The sequence below is a fragment of the Streptacidiphilus anmyonensis genome (assembly GCF_000787855.1).
Lineage (GTDB): Bacteria > Actinomycetota > Actinomycetes > Streptomycetales > Streptomycetaceae > Streptacidiphilus > Streptacidiphilus anmyonensis.
In genome coordinates, this window is sequence record NZ_BBPQ01000005.1 from 175600 (window position 1) to 193970 (window position 18371).

Annotated in this window: 19 protein-coding genes; 13 read left to right on the forward strand and 6 right to left on the reverse strand. The window is 73.0% G+C overall.

Annotated elements, in window-relative coordinates; translation table 11 throughout:
• Window positions 1–12: 12 nt before the first annotated feature.
• Together TR50_RS08365 and TR50_RS08370 are read left to right on the forward strand one after the other, a co-directional pair.
• Window positions 13–1008, forward strand: a complete 996-nt coding sequence (locus TR50_RS08365) for a helix-turn-helix transcriptional regulator (RefSeq protein WP_042416835.1) — start codon at window positions 13–15, stop codon at window positions 1006–1008.
• 115 nt (window positions 1009–1123) lie between these two features.
• Entirely contained in the window at window positions 1124–1519 is a 396-nt protein-coding gene (locus TR50_RS08370) for a VOC family protein (RefSeq protein ID WP_042416843.1), read from the forward strand.
• A 15-nt stretch (window positions 1520–1534) separates the two neighbouring features.
• On the opposite strand, the gene TR50_RS08375 is transcribed toward TR50_RS08370, so the two are convergent.
• Both TR50_RS08375 and TR50_RS08380 read right to left on the reverse strand, forming a co-directional pair.
• Window positions 1535–2161, reverse strand: a complete 627-nt coding sequence (locus TR50_RS08375) for a TetR/AcrR family transcriptional regulator (protein ID WP_042416847.1) — start codon at window positions 2159–2161, stop codon at window positions 1535–1537.
• 85 nt (window positions 2162–2246) lie between these two features.
• Window positions 2247–2735 (reverse strand): MarR family transcriptional regulator, encoded by a 489-nt coding sequence (locus TR50_RS08380; protein ID WP_042416850.1) that lies wholly within the window; start codon window positions 2733–2735, stop codon window positions 2247–2249.
• A gap of 72 nt (window positions 2736–2807) precedes the next feature.
• On the opposite strand from TR50_RS08380, the gene TR50_RS08385 reads away from it, so the two are divergent.
• A complete protein-coding gene (locus TR50_RS08385) occupies window positions 2808–3479 on the forward strand; it encodes an NAD(P)-dependent oxidoreductase (protein WP_042416853.1) in 672 nt (223 codons plus the stop codon).
• A 176-nt stretch (window positions 3480–3655) separates the two neighbouring features.
• Here TR50_RS08385 and TR50_RS08390 read toward each other — a convergent pair whose 3' ends face one another.
• The gene (locus TR50_RS08390) at window positions 3656–5107 is read right to left on the reverse strand and encodes an aminotransferase-like domain-containing protein (RefSeq protein ID WP_042416856.1); all 1452 of its coding nucleotides are present in this window, start codon (window positions 5105–5107) and stop codon (window positions 3656–3658) included.
• On the opposite strand from TR50_RS08390, the gene TR50_RS08395 reads away from it, so the two are divergent.
• From TR50_RS08395 to TR50_RS08430, 8 genes are all read left to right on the forward strand, one after another.
• Window positions 5106–6044 carry a DMT family transporter gene (locus TR50_RS08395; protein WP_084699925.1) on the forward strand — a complete coding sequence of 313 codons (939 nt, stop codon included), beginning with the start codon at window positions 5106–5108 and terminating at the stop codon, window positions 6042–6044. The genes TR50_RS08390 and TR50_RS08395 overlap by 2 nt on opposite strands.
• 95 nt (window positions 6045–6139) lie before the next feature.
• Window positions 6140–6940, forward strand: a complete 801-nt coding sequence (locus TR50_RS08400) for an acetoacetate decarboxylase family protein (RefSeq protein ID WP_042416863.1) — start codon at window positions 6140–6142, stop codon at window positions 6938–6940.
• Between the two features lie 4 nt (window positions 6941–6944).
• A complete protein-coding gene (locus TR50_RS08405) occupies window positions 6945–7832 on the forward strand; it encodes an SDR family NAD(P)-dependent oxidoreductase (protein WP_042416868.1) in 888 nt (295 codons plus the stop codon).
• Window positions 7833–7994: 162 nt separating this feature from the next.
• Window positions 7995–9305 carry an amidohydrolase family protein gene (locus TR50_RS08410; protein ID WP_042416872.1) on the forward strand — a complete coding sequence of 437 codons (1311 nt, stop codon included), beginning with the start codon at window positions 7995–7997 and terminating at the stop codon, window positions 9303–9305.
• Complete coding sequence (locus TR50_RS08415) at window positions 9302–10555, forward strand: amidohydrolase family protein (RefSeq protein ID WP_236654334.1); 1254 nt, start codon at window positions 9302–9304, stop codon at window positions 10553–10555. Before TR50_RS08410 ends, TR50_RS08415 begins: the two co-directional genes overlap by 4 nt.
• A 215-nt stretch (window positions 10556–10770) precedes the next feature.
• Window positions 10771–11529: a hypothetical protein gene (locus tag TR50_RS08420; protein WP_042416875.1), complete on the forward strand. Its 759-nt coding sequence runs from the start codon at window positions 10771–10773 to the stop codon at window positions 11527–11529.
• A gap of 99 nt (window positions 11530–11628) precedes the next feature.
• Window positions 11629–12537 (forward strand): sterol desaturase family protein, encoded by a 909-nt coding sequence (locus TR50_RS08425; protein ID WP_042416878.1) that lies wholly within the window; start codon window positions 11629–11631, stop codon window positions 12535–12537.
• A complete protein-coding gene (locus TR50_RS08430; protein ID WP_063775031.1) occupies window positions 12534–13226 on the forward strand; it encodes a lysoplasmalogenase in 693 nt (230 codons plus the stop codon). The genes TR50_RS08425 and TR50_RS08430 overlap by 4 nt, the downstream gene beginning before the upstream one ends.
• Here the strand turns inward: TR50_RS08430 and TR50_RS08435 are convergent.
• A complete protein-coding gene (locus TR50_RS08435) occupies window positions 13151–13978 on the reverse strand; it encodes an exodeoxyribonuclease III (RefSeq protein ID WP_042416881.1) in 828 nt (275 codons plus the stop codon). The two genes, TR50_RS08430 and TR50_RS08435, sit on opposite strands and share 76 nt — an antisense overlap.
• A 137-nt stretch (window positions 13979–14115) precedes the next feature.
• Between TR50_RS08435 and TR50_RS08440 the strand changes: the two genes are divergently transcribed.
• Window positions 14116–15189 carry a cytochrome c oxidase assembly protein gene (locus tag TR50_RS08440; protein WP_052440845.1) on the forward strand — a complete coding sequence of 358 codons (1074 nt, stop codon included), beginning with the start codon at window positions 14116–14118 and terminating at the stop codon, window positions 15187–15189.
• 65 nt (window positions 15190–15254) lie between these two features.
• Complete coding sequence (locus tag TR50_RS08445; RefSeq protein ID WP_042416885.1) at window positions 15255–15980, forward strand: class I SAM-dependent methyltransferase; 726 nt, start codon at window positions 15255–15257, stop codon at window positions 15978–15980.
• Window positions 15981–16000: 20 nt separating this feature from the next.
• Here the strand turns inward: TR50_RS08445 and TR50_RS08450 are convergent, their stop codons facing one another.
• Together TR50_RS08450 and TR50_RS08455 are read right to left on the reverse strand one after the other, a co-directional pair.
• Window positions 16001–16885 (reverse strand): ABC transporter permease, encoded by an 885-nt coding sequence (locus TR50_RS08450; RefSeq protein WP_042416888.1) that lies wholly within the window; start codon window positions 16883–16885, stop codon window positions 16001–16003.
• Window positions 16886–17025: 140 nt separating this feature from the next.
• Window positions 17026–18045, reverse strand: a complete 1020-nt coding sequence (locus TR50_RS08455) for an SMP-30/gluconolactonase/LRE family protein (RefSeq protein ID WP_084699929.1) — start codon at window positions 18043–18045, stop codon at window positions 17026–17028.
• Between the last annotated feature and the right edge of the window lie 326 nt (window positions 18046–18371).

An 18371-nucleotide genomic window follows, 5' to 3' on the forward strand; every position in this document is an offset into this window, starting at 1 on the left:
TAGGCTGGGAAAATGCCTCGCCCCGCCGCCCGCGTGCTGACCCTCCTGGAACTGCTCCAGTCGGGCGGCACCCGCACCGTGGCCGAACTCGCCGACCGGCTCGGCGTCGAGGGCCGCACGGTGCGGCGGTACGTGGACCAGCTGATCGACCTCGACGTGCCCGTGGAGTCGGTGCGCGGCCGCTACGGCGGGTACCGACTCGCCCCCGGCTACCGCATGCCTCCGCTCATGCTGAGCGACGACGAGGCCCTCGCCGTGCTGCTCGGACTGGTCACCGGCGGCCGAACGGGCCTGACGACGGCGGAGCGCACGGCGAGCGAGACGGCCTCGGCCAAGATCCGGCGGGTGCTGCCCAAACACAGCGCCCACAGGCTCGACGCGCCCCTGGAGGCCCTCGACTTCACAGACCAGCCGGGCACGTTCGAGGCCCCGGACGCCGGGATCCTGCTCACCCTCGCCGACGCGGTACGCCATCGCCGACCGGTCGCGATCCGCTACACCGACCGCGAAGGACGCCGCAGCGAACGATCGCTGCACGCGTACGGGATCGTCGCCCATGCGGGCCGGTGGTACGTCACGGGCGCGGACCCCGCGGTCGGCGAGGACCGGACGCTCCGGCTCGACCGCATCGCCGACGCGCGGACCCTGCCCGGCTCGTTCGAGCCGCCCGCGGGCCCCGGTCCGGCGCAGCGCGTGCTGTCGGGGTTCGCCGCGGCCGAATACCGGCACGAGGTGACCTTGCGGATCCACGGGACGGTCGAGCAGATCCGCGCCCACCTCCCCGCCGGCGTCGCCACTGTGGAGGAGCACGGGGACGAGCCCGCGACGGACGGGGACCGGACGACCGAGCGCTGGCTGCGCGTCGAACTGCGCGCGGAGCGGCTCGACTGGTTGCCTGCGGTGCTCGCCGCACTCGACCGGCCGTTCGTCATCGAGCGCCCGGACGAACTGCGCGACCTCGTCGTCGCGCTCGCCGACCGCCTCGCCTCCCGCGCCCGCCAGGCCTGAGGGCGCGGACGCCCGTCGTACTCCCTCTGTCCTGCGTCCTGCGTCCTGCGGCGGAGCCGGAGACTGGACCTCCGCCCGAGTCCTGATGGACCGTCACGACCCTACCTTGGTGGACATGGAGATCCCCGAGCAGTACAAGTACGCCGTCATCCCGCACGTGATGGTCGACGGAGCAGCCGAGGCCATCACGTTCTACGCGGCCGCGTTCGGCGCGTCCGAGGTGTTCCGGCGCGAAGGCGCGGACGGGCGCATCGTCCACGCCGAGATCCGCGTCCACCGTTCCACGCTCATGCTCGGCGACGCGCACGCCCCGTTCGCGTCGCCGGCAGCGGGCGGCCCGACCGCGGGCCTGCACGTCTACGTCCCGGACGTGGACGGTCTGACCGCCCAGGCGGTGGCGGCCGGCGCCGAGCTCCTCTCGCCGCCGACGAACATGCCGTACCCCGCCCGCCAGTCGATGCTCCGTGACCCCTTCGGTCACATCTGGATCCTGCTGTCCCCCACCACCTGAGCAACGAGGGCCTCACTAGCGGTCGCCCTCCCACAGGGAGGAGATGACCCCCCGGACCGAGGTGCGGAAGAGCGTGTCGAGGTCCGGGGCCGCCGCGAAGGAGGTGGCGAGTTCGGGGTCCTGTTCGGCGGTCTCCGCGGTCCAGAGGTCCGGCTCCCCCGGGTATTGCGCGGGGGCCCGTTCGCGGTTGCGTTCGACCAGGACGAAGCCGACGATCTGGAACTGCAGGGCCCGCACGGCCTCGGCGGCGGCCGTGCCACGCAGGCCGGCGGCGTGGGCCTCGTGGACGAGGGCCCGCTGCGCGGGCAGCATCATCAGCTCGGTCAGGCCGCGCTCGTGGACCAGGGCGATCAGGTGCGGGCGGGCCCGCAGCTTGCGGCGCAGGGCGAGGGCGACCGACTCGGCACGCTCAGCGGGCGTGCGGCCCTCCGCGCGGATCTCGCCCAACTCCTCGACCGTGCGCGCGACGAGCTCGTCCAGCAGGGCCTCGCGGTTGCCGACGTGCCAGTAGATCGCGGTGACGGCGCAGCCCAGCTCGGCGGCGAGCCGACGCATCGTCAGCGCGCCCGGCCCGTGGGCGCGGACGAGCTCGGTCGCGGCGTCCAGCACCGCGCCACGGCTGAGTGCGTCCTTCACGACCATCCCGCGTCACCCTCTCCGCGCAAGCGCCATTGACGGAACGCCAATTGTGCTCCGGAATACCACAGATGAGCGCGATCCGGCTGGGTCAGTCCTCCGCCTCGTCCAGCGCGAGCGTCGAGACGCGGCCTGCCTCGGCCACGCGCGAGAGGAAGTCGGCGATGACGGCGAGCTGCTGCTCGTCGTAGCGGGAGCAGATCTCCTGCACCGCTCCGTTCATCCCCGCGAACTGCGCCAGCACCTCCTTGCCGCGCTCGGGCAGCGCCCGGATCCGGACCGCGCGCCGGTCCTCGGTGTCGCGCTCGCGGACGATCCACCCCGCGCGCTCGAGGCGGTCGAGGACGCCGGTGAGGGTCGCCGGGTGGAGTCCGGCGGCCTTGGCGAGCGGACCGGCGCCGATCGGGCCGAGCCGCCCGATCAGGTCCAGGCAGTCCATGTCGGCGTCGCGCAGCCCGAGCCGGCCGCTGACGCGGCGGTTCAGCTGGGCCAGCTGGACGCCGACCTCGCGCAGCGCCTCCCGGACCTCGCGCCGGGCGTCCCGGCGGGCGGCCTCGCCCCTGGATACTTTGGAACTCATATGTTACGGTCTCCATAGAGTACGGCTTACAAAGGAACCATACCCGCACCACGCATCGGCAGGGGTAGTCCCATGAAGCTCACCATCGTGGCCGCCACCGGCGGCATCGGCCGACAGTTGCTGGCGCAGGCGCTCGCGGCCGGACACGACGTCACCGCCGTGGTCCGCGACCCCGCCCGGCTCGACGTCGCGGTGGACGCCGTCACCGTGGACCTCTCCGCCCCCGACGCGCAGGCGGACGCGCTGCGCTCGGCCGTGGCGGGCGCCGACGCGGTCCTGTCCGGTCTCGGCGCCCGCACGAAGGCCGACCACGGCGTCGCCACCCGCGGAACGCGGGCCCTGGTCGAGGCGATGAACGCGGTCGGCAGCGAACGCCTGGTCGTCGTCAGCGCCGCACCGATCGGCACCGTGCCGTCACCCGCGCGCCCGCATCCGCCCCGCTACGACGAGGGCGACGGCTTCTTCATGCGTCACCTGCTCAGCCCGATCGTCAAGCGCGCCTTCCACGACCACTACGCGGACCTGGCCGCGATGGAGGACGAGATCCGCGCCAGCGGCCTGAGCTGGACGGTCGTCCGCCCGCCCCAGCTCAACGACAAGCCGCACACCGGCCGCTACCGCACCGCCCTCGGGCACAACCTGCGCGGCGGCTCCAAGATCTCCCGCGCGGACGTGGCCGACGCGATGCTGCGCAGCCTCACACTGCCCGAGACCGAGCGGGCGGTGCTCGCGGTCGCCTACTGACCCACGCTCCGCCGGGGACGGAACGCGCGGCCCCCTCGAACGAGGCCCACAGGGCAGTCCACCCCGGTGAGGCCAGGCACGACGGCGCTTTCGACGCGCACGGCCCCGGGAATCTGCGGCGCAGGGCCGCCCGCGAGGGCGCCGCTTCGGGGCGGGTGGTGGCCGGGGTGGTCCCGTCAGCGCCGGTCCGTTTCCCGGAGGGCCGCCCAGGCCTGGCCCAACCGGGCTGCACCCTCGGCCAGTTGGGTGGTGCTGACGGCGGCGGCGTGGCTGAGTCGCAGGTGCGGGGCGGGCGGCTCGGCCGCGAAGTACGCCGCGCCCGGGGTGATCGCGACGCCGGCGCGCAGCGCCGCGGAGGCGACGGCCGCCTCGTCCGTGCCGGGCGGGAGGGGGAGCCAGGCGAGGTAGCCGCCGGGGGCGAGGGGCGCGGGCGGGAGATCCGGGAGGCAGCGGGCCAGAGCCGCCCCGAGCGCGGCCCGCCGCTCGCTCAACGCAGCCGCCAGGCCCCGCAGATGGCGCGCCCAGGCAGGAGCGGAGACCAGTTCGAGCGTGGCCTCCTGAAGCGGGCGCGGCACGAAGAAGCTGTCCACCGCCTGCGTCGCGCGCAAGCGCTCGAACGCCGGGCCGCGCGCGCTCAGCGCGGCGATGCGCAGGCTCGGCGACGCCGCCTTGGTGAGCGAGCGGACGTGGACGACGACGCCGTCCGGATCGTCCGCCGCGAGCGGACGCGGCAGGGTGGGCCCGTCGGCGTGCGCGAGCAGCCGCGCGTAGTCGTCCTCGACGACGAACGCGCCCGCCGCGCGCGCGAGTCGGAGCACCTCGGCGCGGCGGCCCGCCGCGAGCGTGGCACCGGTGGGGTTCTGGAAGAGCGGCTGGCAGACCAGGAGCCGCGCGCCGGTCACCGCGAAGGCGTCGGCGAGCAGGTCGGTGCGCAAGCCGTCCGCGTCCACGGGGACGGGGACGGGACGCAGGCCGGCCGCGCGGGCGACGGCGAGGATGCCCGGATAGGTCGGGGACTCGACGAGCACCGGCGCGCCCGCCGGGGCGAGGGCGCGCAGGGCCGCGGTCAGCGCGCTCTGGCCGCCCGCGGTGATCAGCACGTCGGCCGCGGACAGGGCGGCCTCCGGGCCGCCGATCTCGCGCGCGAACCAGGAGCGCAGCTCCGGCAAGCCCTCGACGGGCGGTCGGCTCCACGCGTCGGGACGGCGCGCGGCGCGCGCGAGCGCGTCGGCGAGGGCGCGCTCGGGCAGCAGCGAGGCGTGCGGATAGCCGCTGTTGAGGTCGACGACGTCGGCGGGCGGCGCGTTCAGCGTGGCGAGCAGGCCGCTCGCGTCCGCGCGGGGCGCGGCGAGCGCGTCGTGGGCGCCGAGGGTGACCTCCTGCCAGGACAGGTCTCCCCCGGGCCTGCCGGGGGTACGCCGTTCGGCACGGAAGACGCCCGCGCCGGGACGGCTGATGACCAGGCCCTCGGCGGCGAGCGTCCCGATCGCGCGCGAGACGGTCACGGGGCTGACGCGGTACCGCTCCATCAGCGCACGACTCGACGGCAGCTTCTCCCCACTCGGGTAGCGCTCCCACTCCCGACGCAGGGTTTCCGCGAGATCGGTGACACTGCTACCGTCATTCATGAAGCCACATGATAGCGCTACTCTCCCCCGTCCGATAGCAGCGCCCGGCACCACGACCACGGATGCCGCACAGACCCACGGCGGTCGCGGCATGCTGCTGGCCGGCTCCGGCGTCGGCCTGTTCTCGCTCTCCTTCGCGGCCACCGAGTGGTCCCTGCGCGGTTTCGGCCCGTGGAGCACCGTGGGCCTGCGCGGCGCGATCGCCGCCGTCATCGCCGGCGTCTGCCTCGCGGTGTTCCGGGCGCCCCGACCCCAGCGGCGGCACTGGGCCGGGCTGGCCACCGTCGGGCTCGGCTGCGTCGTGGGCTATCCGGCCCTGACGACACTCGCCCTGCGGACGACGACCACCGCCCACTCCGCCGTCGTGATCGGCCTGATGCCGCTCGCGACCTCCTGCTACTCCGCCCTGCGCACCCGCAGCCGCCAGCCGCGCGCCTTCTGGGCCGCCGCCGTGGCCGGGGCGGCGACCGTGGCCGCCTTCACGCTGTACGAACACGGCGGCGCACCGAGCGGTGCGGACCTCTACCTGTTCGCGGCCCTGCTGCTCTGCTCCGCCGGCTACGCGGAGGGCGGTCGACTGGCTCGGGAGATGCCGGGCTGGCAGGTGATCGCCTGGGCGCTGGTCGCGGTCCTGCCCGTGACCGCGACGCTGGCCACCCCGGCCGTCACCGGGGAGCCGGTCCACATCAGCGCGACGGCGCTGACCGGGGTCGCCTTCCTCGGCCTGTCTCAGTTCGTCAGCTACATCCCCTGGTACCAGGGGATGGCCCTGATCGGCGTCCAGCGCGCCGCGCAGATCCAGCTCGCGCAGCCGCTGCTCAACCTGCTGTGGGCGGCGCTGCTGCTGCACGAGCGCATCCCCGCCGCCGCGCCGGTCGCCGCGCTGCTCGTCCTCGCCTGCATCGCGGCCACCCAGCGGGCCGCGCGCAGGAACTGAATCCTCGTCATATCTCTTCACCCTTCGCGCCCTTCGGAGTAAGTAACACCGTTACAGAGAACGACCCGGACCCCGAGCGAAGGGACGGCACCGCCATGGCACGCGTACGCTACGGCCCCCGCACCGAGGAGGAGATCCGCGCGGCGAAGCAGGCCCGCTCGGTCCTGCCGGACATCTGGTCCACCGGGGTGGTGGCGGTCTGGGAGAGCGACCCGGACGCCGTCGCCCAGGTGCTGCCCGCGCCGCTGAAGCCCGGCGAGCGGCCGCTGGTGCGGGTGAACATCAGCCAGGTCGACATCTTCGGCAGCCCGCTGGGCGCGGGCTCCTTCGCCGTGGCCGCCCAGCACGGCGGGCAGGCAGGCTGGTATCCGCTGGTCATGCCGATGACCACCGAGCGCGCCCTGATCGGCGGCCGGGAGGTCTTCGGCGAACCGAAGAAGCTCGGCGAGGTGTCCGTCGCGCGCGACGGCGACGCGGTCACGGCCCGCCTGGGCCGGCACGGCATCGACTTCGTCGAGGTGCACGGCCTCGTCACCGGCGAGCTGCCGGTGCCCGCGCCGGCCGAGAAGGTCGACTTCTACTTCAAGTTCCTGCCCGCCGTCGACGGCGAGGGCTTCGACCTCGACCCGGTCCTCGTCCACTGCACCCGCGTCGAGCGGGTGCGCCGGCTGGAGGCCGTGACGGGGGAGGTGATCCTGCGCGAGTCCGCGTTCGACCCCGTCGCGGACCTGCCGGTGCGACGGCTGCTGGAGATCACCGTCGGCGAGAAGACCTCCGACCAGCGCGGCCGGGTCGTCGAGCGGGTCAGCGCGCAGGCCCTGCTCCCGTTCGTGCACCAGCGCTACGACGACCCGGCGCAGGTGCTGGACTCCGTCACACCGCCGCACGAGGGATGAGGGCGTGGAACTGACACCGGGACAGGTCGCCGTCGTCACCGGCGGAGCGAGCGGCATCGGCCTCGCCATGGCCCGCCGCTTCGCCGCGGACGGCCTGCGCGTCGTCGTCGCCGACGTCGAGGAAGCCGCGCTGGACAAGGCCGTCGCCGGTCTGCGCGAGCAGGGCGCGGAGGCGATCGGACAGCTGACGGACGTCTCCGAGCGCGACAGCGTCGAGGAGCTGGCGGAGGCGGCGTACCGCGCCTACGGCGCGGTCCACGTGCTGTGCAACAACGCGGGCGTGGGCTCGGGCGCCGAGGGCCGGATGTGGGAGCACGAGCCGAACGACTGGAAGTGGGCGTTCGCCGTCAACGTGTGGGGCGTCTTCCACGGCGTCCAGGCGTTCCTGCCGCGCATGCTGGCGGGCGGCGAGCCCGGACACGTCGTCAACACCTCCTCCGGCGACGGCGGCATCGCCCCGCTGCCGACCGCGTCCGTGTACGCGGTCACGAAGGCGGCGGTGGTCACCATGACCGAGTCCCTCTACGCCCACCTGCGCGCGGAGGGCGCGCCCATCGGCGCGTCCGTCCTCTTCCCGGGCCCGCACATGCTCCGGACCGGCCTGTGGGAGTCCCACCGCAACCGCCCCGAACGCTTCGCGAAGCAGCGCCCGCGCCGTACGCCGTACCGGTCGCTCGACCAGTGGAAGGCGGCCATGGCCGCGTCCGGGCACGAGGTCCACTTCACGCCGGTGGAGGAGGTCGCGGACTTCGTCGCCGACGGCATCCGCGCCGACCGCTTCTGGCTGCTGCCGCCGAGCGAGCACAGCGACCGCCAGATCCGGGCGCGGTCGCAGTCCATGCTCAGCCGGGAGAACCCCGGCTACCTCGAGAAGTTCATCCTGGGCGATTAGCCCCGACAGGGGCGCGAGGAACTGCGCGGGCAACCACCGGCGTGCAGACGGCTCTGCGCGTGCGGGCGCCCACCACCCAGCGTGGTTGTCCCGCCCACGCGGCGGAGCCGCACATCAGCAGAGCCTCGCGCCCCTGGAGACTGCAACGAAGGGAGGGAAGTCATGTCCTACGAAGACCCGTATCTGGTCATCTCCTCCGACTGCCATGCCGGTCTCCCGACCGAGGAGTACCGCCCGTACCTGGAGACCGCCCACCACCGCGCGTTCGACGTGTTCCTCGCCGAAGCGGATGCGCGGCGGCAGGAGGCGACACGGCTCGGCGTCCGGAACGAAGCCTTCGCGCAGAAGTGGTTCGAGGACCACGAGGAGGGCCTGCGCGGCGGTTGGGACGCCGCCCAGCGCGACAAGGAGCTGGACGGGGACGGCGTGGCGGCCGAAGTGGTGTTCCCGGACGCCGACGCCGTCGACTCGCGTACCGCGGCGCCCTTCGGCGTCGGCCTCGGGCTGAGCGGTGATCAGGACCCCGTCCTCGGCATGGCCGGCGCCCGCGCGCACAACCGGTGGCTCGCGGAGTTCATCCGCGCCGGCGGCAGCCCGGAGCGGCGCTGTGGCGTCGCGCTGCTGCCGATCACGGCGGATCCGGAACTCGTCGTCGCCGAGGTGCGGCGCGCCCACGCGGACGGGCTCAGAGCGGTGATGATCCCGTCGATGTGGGTGGACAAGGAGCCGTACCACGACCGCCGCTACGACCCGGTGTGGGCGGTGTGCGAGGAGCTGCGGATGCCGGTCGTCACGCACTCCGGGGCCGCCCCGCGGCACGAGTACGGCGACCACCTGGGCATCTACGTCACCGAGGTGACGTTCTGGCCGGCCAGGCCGCTGTGGTTCCTGCTGTGGTCCGGGGTGTTCGAGCGGTTCCCCGGCCTGCGGTTCGGCGTCGCCGAGTCCGGCTGCTGGTGGCTGCCGAACCTGCTGTGGTTCATGGACCGGCTCTACCTCGGCGCGCACGGCGGCAAGAAGCTCTCGCCGTTCAGCGAGCTGACGATGCCGCCGAGCTCCTACGTCGACCGCAACTGCTTCATCGCCGCCACCAACACCAAGCGGCGCGAGCTCGCGCACCGCTACGAGATCGGCGTCGGCACGATCTGCTGGGGAAGCGACTACCCCCACCCCGAGGGCACCTGGCCGAACACCCGCCAGTGGATGGCGACCACCTTCCGCGACATCCCGATCGACGAGACCCGGCGGATGCTCGGCCTCAACTGCGCGGAGGTGTTCGGGTTCGACGCCGGCAGGCTCGCGCCGATCGCCGAGCGGATCGGTCCGCGTCCGGCCGACCTCGGCCAGCCGCAGGACCAGAGCGCGGTCGAGGCGGCGTGGGCGCCCGCGCGGGCGGTGGGACGGCACTGGCTGACAGGCCATGACTTCCCGTTCATCGGGACCGCCGCGCCGACGGAAGGGACGACGCTGTGACCGTCGTGATCCAGCCGGCTGACCGGCCCGAGCGCTACACCGTCGTCTCCGCCGACTGCCACGCGGGCGCGGACCTGCTGGAGTACCGCCCCTACCTGGCGGGTCGTCACCACGAGGCGTTCGACGCGTGGGCCGCCGCCTACGTCAACCCGTTCACCGACCTGATGGCCCCGGAGGCCGCCCGCAACTGGGACTCCGACCGGCGGCTGGCCGAGCTGGAGCAGGACGGCGTCGTCGCCGAGGTGGTCTTCCCCAACACCGTGCCGCCCTTCTTCCCCAGCGCGTCGCTCAGCGCCGTGCAGCCGACGGCGGAGGAGTTCGAGCTGCGCTGGGCGGGGCTCCAGGCGCACAACCGCTGGATGGCGGACTTCTGCGCCAAGGCGCCCGGCCGCCGGGCCGGGACGTTCCAGATCCTGCTGAACGACGTGGACGCCGCCGTCGCCGAGGTGCGGCGCTGCCACGCCGCCGGGCTGACGGGAGGCGTGGTGCTGCCGGGCGTTCCGCCCGGGTCGCCGGTGCCGGAGCTGTGGTCGAGCGTCTACGAGCCGCTCTGGGCGGTCTGCGCGGAGCTGGGTGTACCGGTCAACCACCACGCCGGCTCGGCCAGCCCGGAGCTTCGGGAGGAGCCTGCGGCGCGGGCCGTGTTCATGGTGGAGACCACGTGGTTCTCGCACCGGGCCCTGTGGCATCTCGCCTTCGCCGGGGTCTTCCACCGCCATCCCGGGCTGAGGCTGGTCCTCACCGAGCAGGGCTCCGGCTGGATCCCGGGCGTGCTGGACATGCTCGACTACTACCACCGGCGTCTGGTCGGCGCGGCCACGCGGGCGGCGACCGCGGAGTCGAAGTTCGGCGCGGGGCTCGCGGAGCTGATGGGCGACGGGCCGCGCGCGGCGTGGGAGCGCAACTGCTACGTCGGCGCGAGCTTCATGCGCGCGCACGAGGTGCCGCTGCGCGACCGGATCGGCCTCGACAAGATCATGTGGGGCAGCGACTTCCCGCACGACGAGGGCACCTACCCCTACACCACCGAGGCGCTGCGGACCTCCTTCGCGGGGGTCCCCCACGCGGAGGTGGCGGCGATGGTCGGCGGCAACGCGGCGCGCGTCTACGGCTTCGACCTCGACGCGCTGGAGCCGATCGCGGCGAAGGTCGGCCCGCTCGTCGAGGAGGTGGACCGGCCGCTCGCGGCGGCCCCGCCGGGGGCGACCAGTCCGGTCTTCGCGAAGGGCTCCTCGGTCCGGGTGTGGTGATGCTCCGCCAGGACGCGACCGGCCGCGCGCCGTCCGGGTGAACCGGAGGGTGGGCGGCCGGTGCCGACCGGGCCGCTGTGGTCACGGGCCGTCACGTGCCAGGCCGGTTGCGTGGCGACCCGCCGCGGCCCCGCTTAGCGTGACCAGCGTCAGCCAGTCAGGGGGGCTCTTCGAGGAGAACGACGTTGTTCCGTACCTTGCTTCGGTCGGCCCCCGTGGCCCTCACCGCCGTGTCCGCCCTCGCGTTCGCGGGCGCGCCCGCCGCCCACGCCACCCCGAACGGGGCCACCACGGTGGTCTGCCACGGAGGCGCCATCGCCTCCGGCGACTACTACGAGCTCGTGGTCCACGGCACCTGCACCATCCCTGACGGGGCGAAGGTCACGGTGGAGACCCAGCTCTACGTCACCGCGGGCTCCACGCTCAACGCCGTCACCACCGCCCACGTGCACGTCAAGGGGAACGTCCAGGTCGGCCGCGGCGCCGTGCTCGGTCTCGGCTGCAGCCAGGAGACGAACTGCGCGACGCCCACCAAGGACGAGGTGGGGGGCAACATCAACAGCGACCACGCCACCGCGGTGATCCTGCACAGCAACAAGGTCAAGGGCGACATCACCACGCTGAACGACGGACCGGGCGTCACCTGCGCGCCGTCGAAGCAGCTCGCGGCCATCCCCAATCTGGGGACCGGCACCCCGGCCTACGACGACTTCGAGGACAACACCGTCGGCGGCTACATCACCACCAGCCACCTGCGGTCCTGCTGGATGGGCGTGATCCGCAACCACGTCGGCACCAACGTCCTGGTCCTCGACGACAGGACCTTCGACACGGACGGCAACGAGGTCGTCACCAACACCGTCAAGGGCGACCTCGGCTGCTACCTCAACAAGCCGGCCGCCCAGATCGGCGACTCCGGCGGCGCGCCGAACATGGTGAACGGGCTCAAGCTGGGCCAGTGCGCCTCTCTTTGACCGCTTTTGGCCGCTCTGAGCGGACTCCCGCCGCCCCCGGCACTACTTCCCGGTAACGGCATCTAGTCAGCGCGGTCCCACGCGCCTACGCTGCGGGCCATGCCGAACCTGCCCGACCCCGTGCTCTGGTCCATACCCGCGTTCGTCCTGCTCACGGTCGTGGAGCTGCTCTCCTTCCTGGTCCAGCCGGACGAGGAGGAGGTGGGCTACGCGGGCCGGGACACCGCGACCAGCCTGAGCATGGGGCTGGGCAGCCTCTTCACCAACCTGCTCTGGAAGATCCCGACGGTCGCCCTCTACAACGTCGTCTACGCGTTCACCCCGCTGCGCATCGGCGTGCACTGGACGACGGTGCCGGTGATGCTGCTGCTCCAGGACTTCTGCTACTACTGGTCGCACCGGAGCAACCACCGGGTCCGGCTGTTGTGGGCCCAGCACGTGGTGCACCACTCCAGCCGCCACTACAACCTCTCCACGGCCCTGCGGCAGCCCTGGACGGACCTCAGCTTCGGCGTCTTCTACCTGCCGATGGTGCTGCTCGGCGTCTCCCCCGCGGCCGTCGCCTTCTGCGGCTCGGTCAGCCTGGTCTACCAGTTCTGGATCCACACCGAGCGCATCGACCGACTCTGGCGGCCGATCGAGGCCGTGTTCAACACGCCGTCACACCACCGCGTCCACCACGCCTCCCAGGGCGGCTACCTGGACCGCAACTTCGGCGGCATCCTCATCGTCTGGGACCGGCTCTTCCGCACCTTCACCGCCGAAACCGATCGGCCGGTCTACGGGCTGACCAAGAACATCGCCACCTACAACCCGCTGCGCGTCGCCACCCACGAGTACGCGTCCATCGGCCGCGACCTGGCCGGCGCGCACGGCTTGCGTGAGCGCCTGGGCTACCTCTTCCGCGGGCCCGGCTGGGCGCCCGCTCCGCACGACGCCATGACCGACGCCACGTCCGACGCCGCGTCAGCGACGCCGTCGACGTCGAACGCCGAGGCCGCCGCGTGAACCGCAGGCTCACGGGCTATCTGATCCTGTCCGCCGCCTACCTCGTGCTGACCCTCGTGGGCCTGCCGCTGGCGACGGAGCTGCTCAAGCCGCTGCTGATGCCCGCGCTCGCCCTCGCCGTCGTGCCGCGGGGTGCGCCCAGGCTGCTGCTCGGCGCGCTGGTCGCGTCCTGGGTCGGGGACACCGCCCTGCTCTTCGGCGGCGGTTGGTTCCTCGTCGGCATGGGCGGCTTCGCCGCCGCGCACGTCTGCTACATCACGCTGTTCACACGCGGCGGCGCACTGCGACGCGTGAAGGCGGGGCGGACCCGGCTGGCCCTCGGCGGCTACGCCGTCGTCTGGGCGGCGCTGATCACCCAGCTCTGGCCGGACCTCCCGGCCGGGCTGCGCATCCCCGTCGCCTGCTACAGCCTGCTGCTGGCCGGCACCGCCGCCACCTCGTTCGCGGCGGGCCCACCGCTCGCCGGCGTGGGCGGCGGGCTCTTCCTGCTCTCCGACTCGCTGATCGCCACCGGCCTCGCCCACTGGCCGCAGCTGCCCGCCGCCGACTTCTGGATCATGCTGACCTACCTGGCGGGCCAGTGCCTGCTGACGGCAGGGGCCCGCGCCGTGGATCAGAGCGCCAGATCCACCACGACCGGGGCGTGGTCCGAGGTGCCCTTGCCCTTGCGGGCCTCGCGGTCCACGTAGGAGTCGGAGACGGCCTCGGTGAACGGCTTGTTGCCGTAGACCAGGTCGATCCGCATGCCGAAGTTCTTCGGGAAGCTGAGCTGGCGGTAGTCCCAGTAGGTGTACGGGTGGTCGTACTTGAGCGGACGCGGGAAGACGTCCGCCAGGCCCGCCGCCTGGAGGTCCGCGAGCGCGGCGCGCTCGGCCTCCGTCACATGCGTGGCGCCGTCGAACTTGGCGATGTCCCAGACGTCCGTGTCGGTCGGCGCGATGTTGAAGTCACCGAGGACGGCGAACGGCCGCTCGCCCGCCGCGTCGGCGACCACGGCGTCGCGCAGCGTGGAGAGCCACTGGAGCTTGTAGGCGTAGTGCGCGTGGCCGACCTCGCGCCCGTTGGGCACGTAGACGGACCAGACCCGCACCGGTCCGCAGGTGGCGGCGACGGCGCGCGGCTCGATCTCCGGCTCGGCCGGAAGCAGCGTCTCCTCCTCGGCCGCGGCCGGATCGAGGTACCCGGGCTGGCCGGGCAGATCGCGGACGACGTCCTCCAGGCCGAGCTTGGACAGGATCGCCACGCCGTTCCACCGGCCGGTGCCGTGCGCGGCGGTCTCGTAGCCGAGCTCGCGGACGGCCTCGAAGGGGAACGCGTCCGAGGTGGTCTTCAGCTCCTGCAGGCACAGGACGTCCGGCTGCGCCGAGCGAAGCCACTCCAGCAGCTTCTCCAGCCGGGCGTTCACGGAGTTGATGTTCCAGGTGGCGATGCGAACCGTCATGCGCCCCAACCTACCGCCCGGCACCGACAGCGACGCGCCCCTCACACCTTCGGGGGGTCGGTGCGTCCGGTTCGTCCACCGTCCGTCATGATGGTCAGCGCTAGATAGGCGAGACGTGGCAGAGGCGGGCGAGGGGCATGGCGGGAACGACACTCGCGGCGGGCTACAGCGGTCCCCCGGCCTGGCAGTGGTCGGACGTGGTCACCAGCTGGCAGCTCGAGCCGGTCGTCCTCGCGGTCTCCGTGGTCCTCGCCGCGCTGTACGCGCTCGGGCTGGTCCGGCTCCGCCGCAAGGGCGGCAGCTGGCCGCTGGGCCGCAGCGCCGCCTGGTTCGGCGGCTGCGCCCTGTGGATCTGGTCCACCATGTCCGGCGTCGGCGTCTACGAGCGGATCCTCTTCACCGACCGCGCGGCCCAGGTCGTCACCCTGCTGATGATCGTCCCGCTGCTCCTGGGCATGGGCGGTCCGGTCTCCCTGATCGCGGACGCCGTCGGCGAGCGCGGCCGCGAGCGGCTGCTGAAGGTGCTGCGCAGCTGGCCGTCGCGGATCCTGATGTTCCCGGCGGTGTCGACGGCCCTGCTGATGCTGCCGCCGTGGCTCTACTACTTCACGCCCTGGTACGAGCACACCATGACCAGCGCGGGCTGGAACACGGGCCTGCACGTGGTCCTGGTGGCCCTGGGTCTCGCGTACTTCTGGCCCCGGCTCCAGATCGACCCGGTCGCGCACGAGTACCCGGCGCTGGTCGGCCTCTTCATCACCATGGCCGAGGTGATCTTCGACGCGGGCCTCGGCATCATGCTGGTCTACGGCCACGCGACCATCGCCGAGCACTACTACACCGCGCTGGGCCGCCCGTGGGGCCCGTCGATCCGCGAGGACCAGGTCTGGGGCGGCTGCACGGTGTGGGCCCTGGGCGACATGGCCGGCCTCCCCTTCATCGCGGCCCTGGTCCGCCGCTGGATGGTCAAGGGCCGCGCCGAGACGGCGGCGGTCGACGCCGCGATCGACGCCCAGATCGCCCGCCAGCGCGAGGAGGCCGCCGCCCGCACGTCCACCGCCCCGGCACCGACCGCGACGCCCGGCGCCGCGGCCCCGACAGGCACGGGCGCGACGGTCGTCGCGACGGACGACGACCCGGAGATGCTCCGCCCCTGGTGGCTCGACGACCCCAACCTCGCCCACCGCTTCGGCGGCGGCAAGGACGCCTAGGCTCCTTGCGGCAGATCAAAGTCGGTGGCGGTGTCCTGGCACGACCGCATAGCGTCCGGGTTTTGATGACTGACTCCTGGGACACCATCGCCGACTGGTACGCGGGACTGCTGCGAGCCGGCTCCGCTCTGAACGACTTCAACCGCGACGTGCTGCTCGGACTCCTTCCCGACGTTCTCGACGGGTGCCGCGTGCTCGACCTCGGCTGCGGGGAGGGCATCATCGCCCGCGCGGCAGCCGCCCGTGGAGCCCTCGTCACGGGCATCGACTCCTCACCACGGATGATCGAACACGCCCGCTCAGCCGCGTCTCCGGGTCCCGGCAGCCAGGTCTACGCCGTGGATGACGGGTGCGTTCTCGGCACGGTCGCCACCGGCTCCCTCGACTGGGTGACCGCCGGGCTGTCCCTGAACAATCTGCCTGACCTCGACGCCGCGCTCAGCGCGGTGCGGCGGGTGCTGATACCACGTGGCCTGCTTGCCTTCACGGTCCCGCACCCCTGCTTCGAAGCGCCACACGCGACCTGGACCCGGACCGACGCGGACGGGCAGGTGCGACGGGTCGTCGGGGACTATCGCGCCGAGGGGTTCTGGCGCTCGGACGACCCCGAAGGTGTCCGCCGGGCCGGCAACCAGCACCGCACCCTGTCCACGTACCTCGCGGCTCTCATCCGGCGCGGATTCTCGCTGGAGACCGTCACCGAGCCCTGGCCGAGCGACCGAGTGGCGGCCGCACAACCCCGCCGAGCAGGGCTGCCGCCGTTCCTGGCCGTTCGCGCACGCCGGGACTGAGAGCGAAGGGATTCCTGGGCTCACCCCCGGCCGTACTGCTCCTCCGCGCTCCAGAAGTGGAGGTAGCCGACGCCGCCGGCGACGACCGCCCAGCCGAGGGCCGTGGCCCAGATGTGGGGGCTGAGGGTGCTGGCCGGGACGGAGTCCATGAGGGCGTAGCGCATCAGCTCGTTGAAGATCAGTGCCGGGTTGAGGTAGAGCAGGGTGCGGATCGAGGCCGGGATGTGGGCGCTGAGGGACTGGACGCTCCAGAACACGCCGGACATGTACATCCAGGTACGGATGATGAACGGCATCAGCTGGGCCAGGTCCGTCGTCTCGGCGCCCCAGCGCGCCAGCAGCAGGGCGAGGCCCGCGTTGAAGACCGTCTGCAGGAAGAGCGTCGGGACGACGAGCAGCCACCTGGCGGTCAGCGGCTCCCCGGTGAGCAGGATGATCGTGCACAGCACCGACATGGACACCAGCAGCTCCTGCAACTGCAGGATCGTCATCGACACCGGCAGGCACGCGCGCGGGAAGTGCAGCGCGCGGATCAAGCCCAGGTTGCCGGAGATGGCGCGGGTGCCGGCCAGCACCGCGGACTGCGTGAACTGAAAGGTGAAGATGCCCGTGCAGAGGTACGCGATGTAGTTCGGGATGCCGCGGTTCTGCTCCAGCAGCAGGCCGAAGACCAGGTAGTAGACGGCCGCGTTCAGCAGCGGCGTCATCACCTGCCAGATCTGGCCGAGCCGGGCCGAGCTGTAGTTCGCGGTGAGGCGGGCGGTGGCGAAGGCCAGGATGAAGTGGCGGCGCGCCCACAACTCCGCCGTGTAACGGCCCAGGGAGGGGCGTCGGCCGCTCAGGGTCAGGCCGTACTTCGCGGCGAGCTCGGCCGGGGCGAGGCCCTCGTCGGCGCGCTCGGTCACGTCAGCGACTGCACCGGTCACTCCCCGACCGTCTCACGCGCGCCCGGGGCCCGCGCGCGGCAACGCCCCTCGGCTCACCCTGACGGGTGGTAGGCCGTCCGGTTCGCACACGTCAGATGTCGTCCACGTCGGGGCCGCTGTCAGATGCGGACGGCCGCCAGGTCGAGTGAGGCGACGGCCGGTTCGGTGAGCGTCCCGAGCCAGAGCCGTCCGTCGTGCTCGGCGACGCCCGTGACCGCGCGGAACGCCGGGCTCGGCCCCTGGAGGTCGTGGACCACGCGCCCTGCGGTGTCGACGGCGATGACCCAGACCGTCGGCTTCGGCCCCGGCAGCAGCCGCGGCGGCACCCGCCACAGCGCCTGCCGCGCGACCGGATGGCTGCGGTGGAGCAGGTCGAGGAAGGGGTCGCGCGGAGCGACCATCGCGATCCAGAGCAGTCCGTGCGTCCCCGCGCCGAGATTGTCCGGGAAGCCGGGCAGGTCGACGAAGGTCTCCCGCTCACCGGCGCGCTCGCCGGTCAGGTGGTAGCGGAGGACCCGGTAGCTCCCGGTCTCGGCGATCGCCAGAGAGGAGCCGTCCGGGGCCAGGGCCAGTCCGTTGGCGAACTGCAAGCCGTCGAGCAGGATCTCGGGCTCGTCGCCGTCCGGGGCCAGCCGCAGCAGCCGGCCCGTGCCGGAGTGCTCGAGGATGTCGGCCCGCCAGTCGTCGACGCTGAAGCGGCGGCTGGACTCGGTGAAGTAGATCGTGCCGTCCGCCGCCGCGACGACGTTGCTGACCAGCCGCAGGCGCTCGCCGCGCACGCGGTCCGCCAGCGTCTCGACCCTGCCGGCGTCCGGGTCGACGCGCAGCAGCCGCCCGGCGCGCGCGTCGCAGACGAGCACCCGTCCGTCCGGCAGGACCTCCAGACCGGCCGGGCGTCCGGGCGCGATGTCCGCCAGCGTCACGGCCTCCTTGCCGTCCGGGCTCAGCCGCAGCAGGCGGCCGTCGTCCACCCCGCACAGGACGCGGCCCTGCGCGTCCACGACGACGTCCTCCGGGCCCAGGCCGGACAGCGGAACGAGCGTCAGCTCGGGCAGCGAGCGGTACCCCCGCCACGCGCGTGCGCGCCCGCCACGTCGGGGCGGTGTCCACACCTGCGGTCGCAGGGTCTGCCGGGCCATGCTGCTCCCCCTTGCCGGGGACGGGGACTGCTGCCGCGGCACATCATGCCGCGCCGGAGGGCCCGGGGCGAGCCCCGGCCGTGCCCGCCGTCGTCCGCTGCTGTCCGCTGTCCGCCGTCGGAGTGGATGCGGATGTGTCCTGCACCGGTTTTCGAACACGGTGCGGACATGGTGAACCATGACTCGTAGACGAACCGCTTTGCTGTGCGCGGCCACCGTGCTGCTCTCCTCCGCCCCGCTGCTCGCGGGAACCGTCGCGCCCGCCGGTGCCGCCGACGCGGCCCGCGGGCACCCGGGGCCCCTGCGTCGCCTCCCCCGGCCCGCCC

What these genes read in the sequence shown, in the direction of transcription:
- TR50_RS08365 (WP_042416835.1), top strand. Translation starts at nt 13, where the DNA reads ATGCCTCGCCCCGCCGCCCGCGTGCTGACCCTCCTGGAACTGCTCCAG.
- TR50_RS08370 (WP_042416843.1), top strand. Translation starts at nt 1,124, where the DNA reads ATGGAGATCCCCGAGCAGTACAAGTACGCCGTCATCCCGCACGTGATG.
- TR50_RS08375 (WP_042416847.1), bottom strand. Translation starts at nt 2,161, where the DNA reads ATGGTCGTGAAGGACGCACTCAGCCGTGGCGCGGTGCTGGACGCCGCG.
- TR50_RS08380 (WP_042416850.1), bottom strand. Translation starts at nt 2,735, where the DNA reads ATGAGTTCCAAAGTATCCAGGGGCGAGGCCGCCCGCCGGGACGCCCGG.
- TR50_RS08385 (WP_042416853.1), top strand. Translation starts at nt 2,808, where the DNA reads ATGAAGCTCACCATCGTGGCCGCCACCGGCGGCATCGGCCGACAGTTG.
- TR50_RS08395 (WP_084699925.1), top strand. Translation starts at nt 5,106, where the DNA reads ATGAAGCCACATGATAGCGCTACTCTCCCCCGTCCGATAGCAGCGCCC.
- TR50_RS08390 (WP_042416856.1), bottom strand. Translation starts at nt 5,107, where the DNA reads ATGAATGACGGTAGCAGTGTCACCGATCTCGCGGAAACCCTGCGTCGG.
- TR50_RS08400 (WP_042416863.1), top strand. Translation starts at nt 6,140, where the DNA reads ATGGCACGCGTACGCTACGGCCCCCGCACCGAGGAGGAGATCCGCGCG.
- TR50_RS08410 (WP_042416872.1), top strand. Translation starts at nt 7,995, where the DNA reads ATGTCCTACGAAGACCCGTATCTGGTCATCTCCTCCGACTGCCATGCC.
- TR50_RS08425 (WP_042416878.1), top strand. Translation starts at nt 11,629, where the DNA reads ATGCCGAACCTGCCCGACCCCGTGCTCTGGTCCATACCCGCGTTCGTC.
- TR50_RS08435 (WP_042416881.1), bottom strand. Translation starts at nt 13,978, where the DNA reads ATGACGGTTCGCATCGCCACCTGGAACATCAACTCCGTGAACGCCCGG.
- TR50_RS08440 (WP_052440845.1), top strand. Translation starts at nt 14,116, where the DNA reads ATGGCGGGAACGACACTCGCGGCGGGCTACAGCGGTCCCCCGGCCTGG.
- TR50_RS08445 (WP_042416885.1), top strand. Translation starts at nt 15,255, where the DNA reads ATGACTGACTCCTGGGACACCATCGCCGACTGGTACGCGGGACTGCTG.
- TR50_RS08455 (WP_084699929.1), bottom strand. Translation starts at nt 18,045, where the DNA reads ATGGCCCGGCAGACCCTGCGACCGCAGGTGTGGACACCGCCCCGACGT.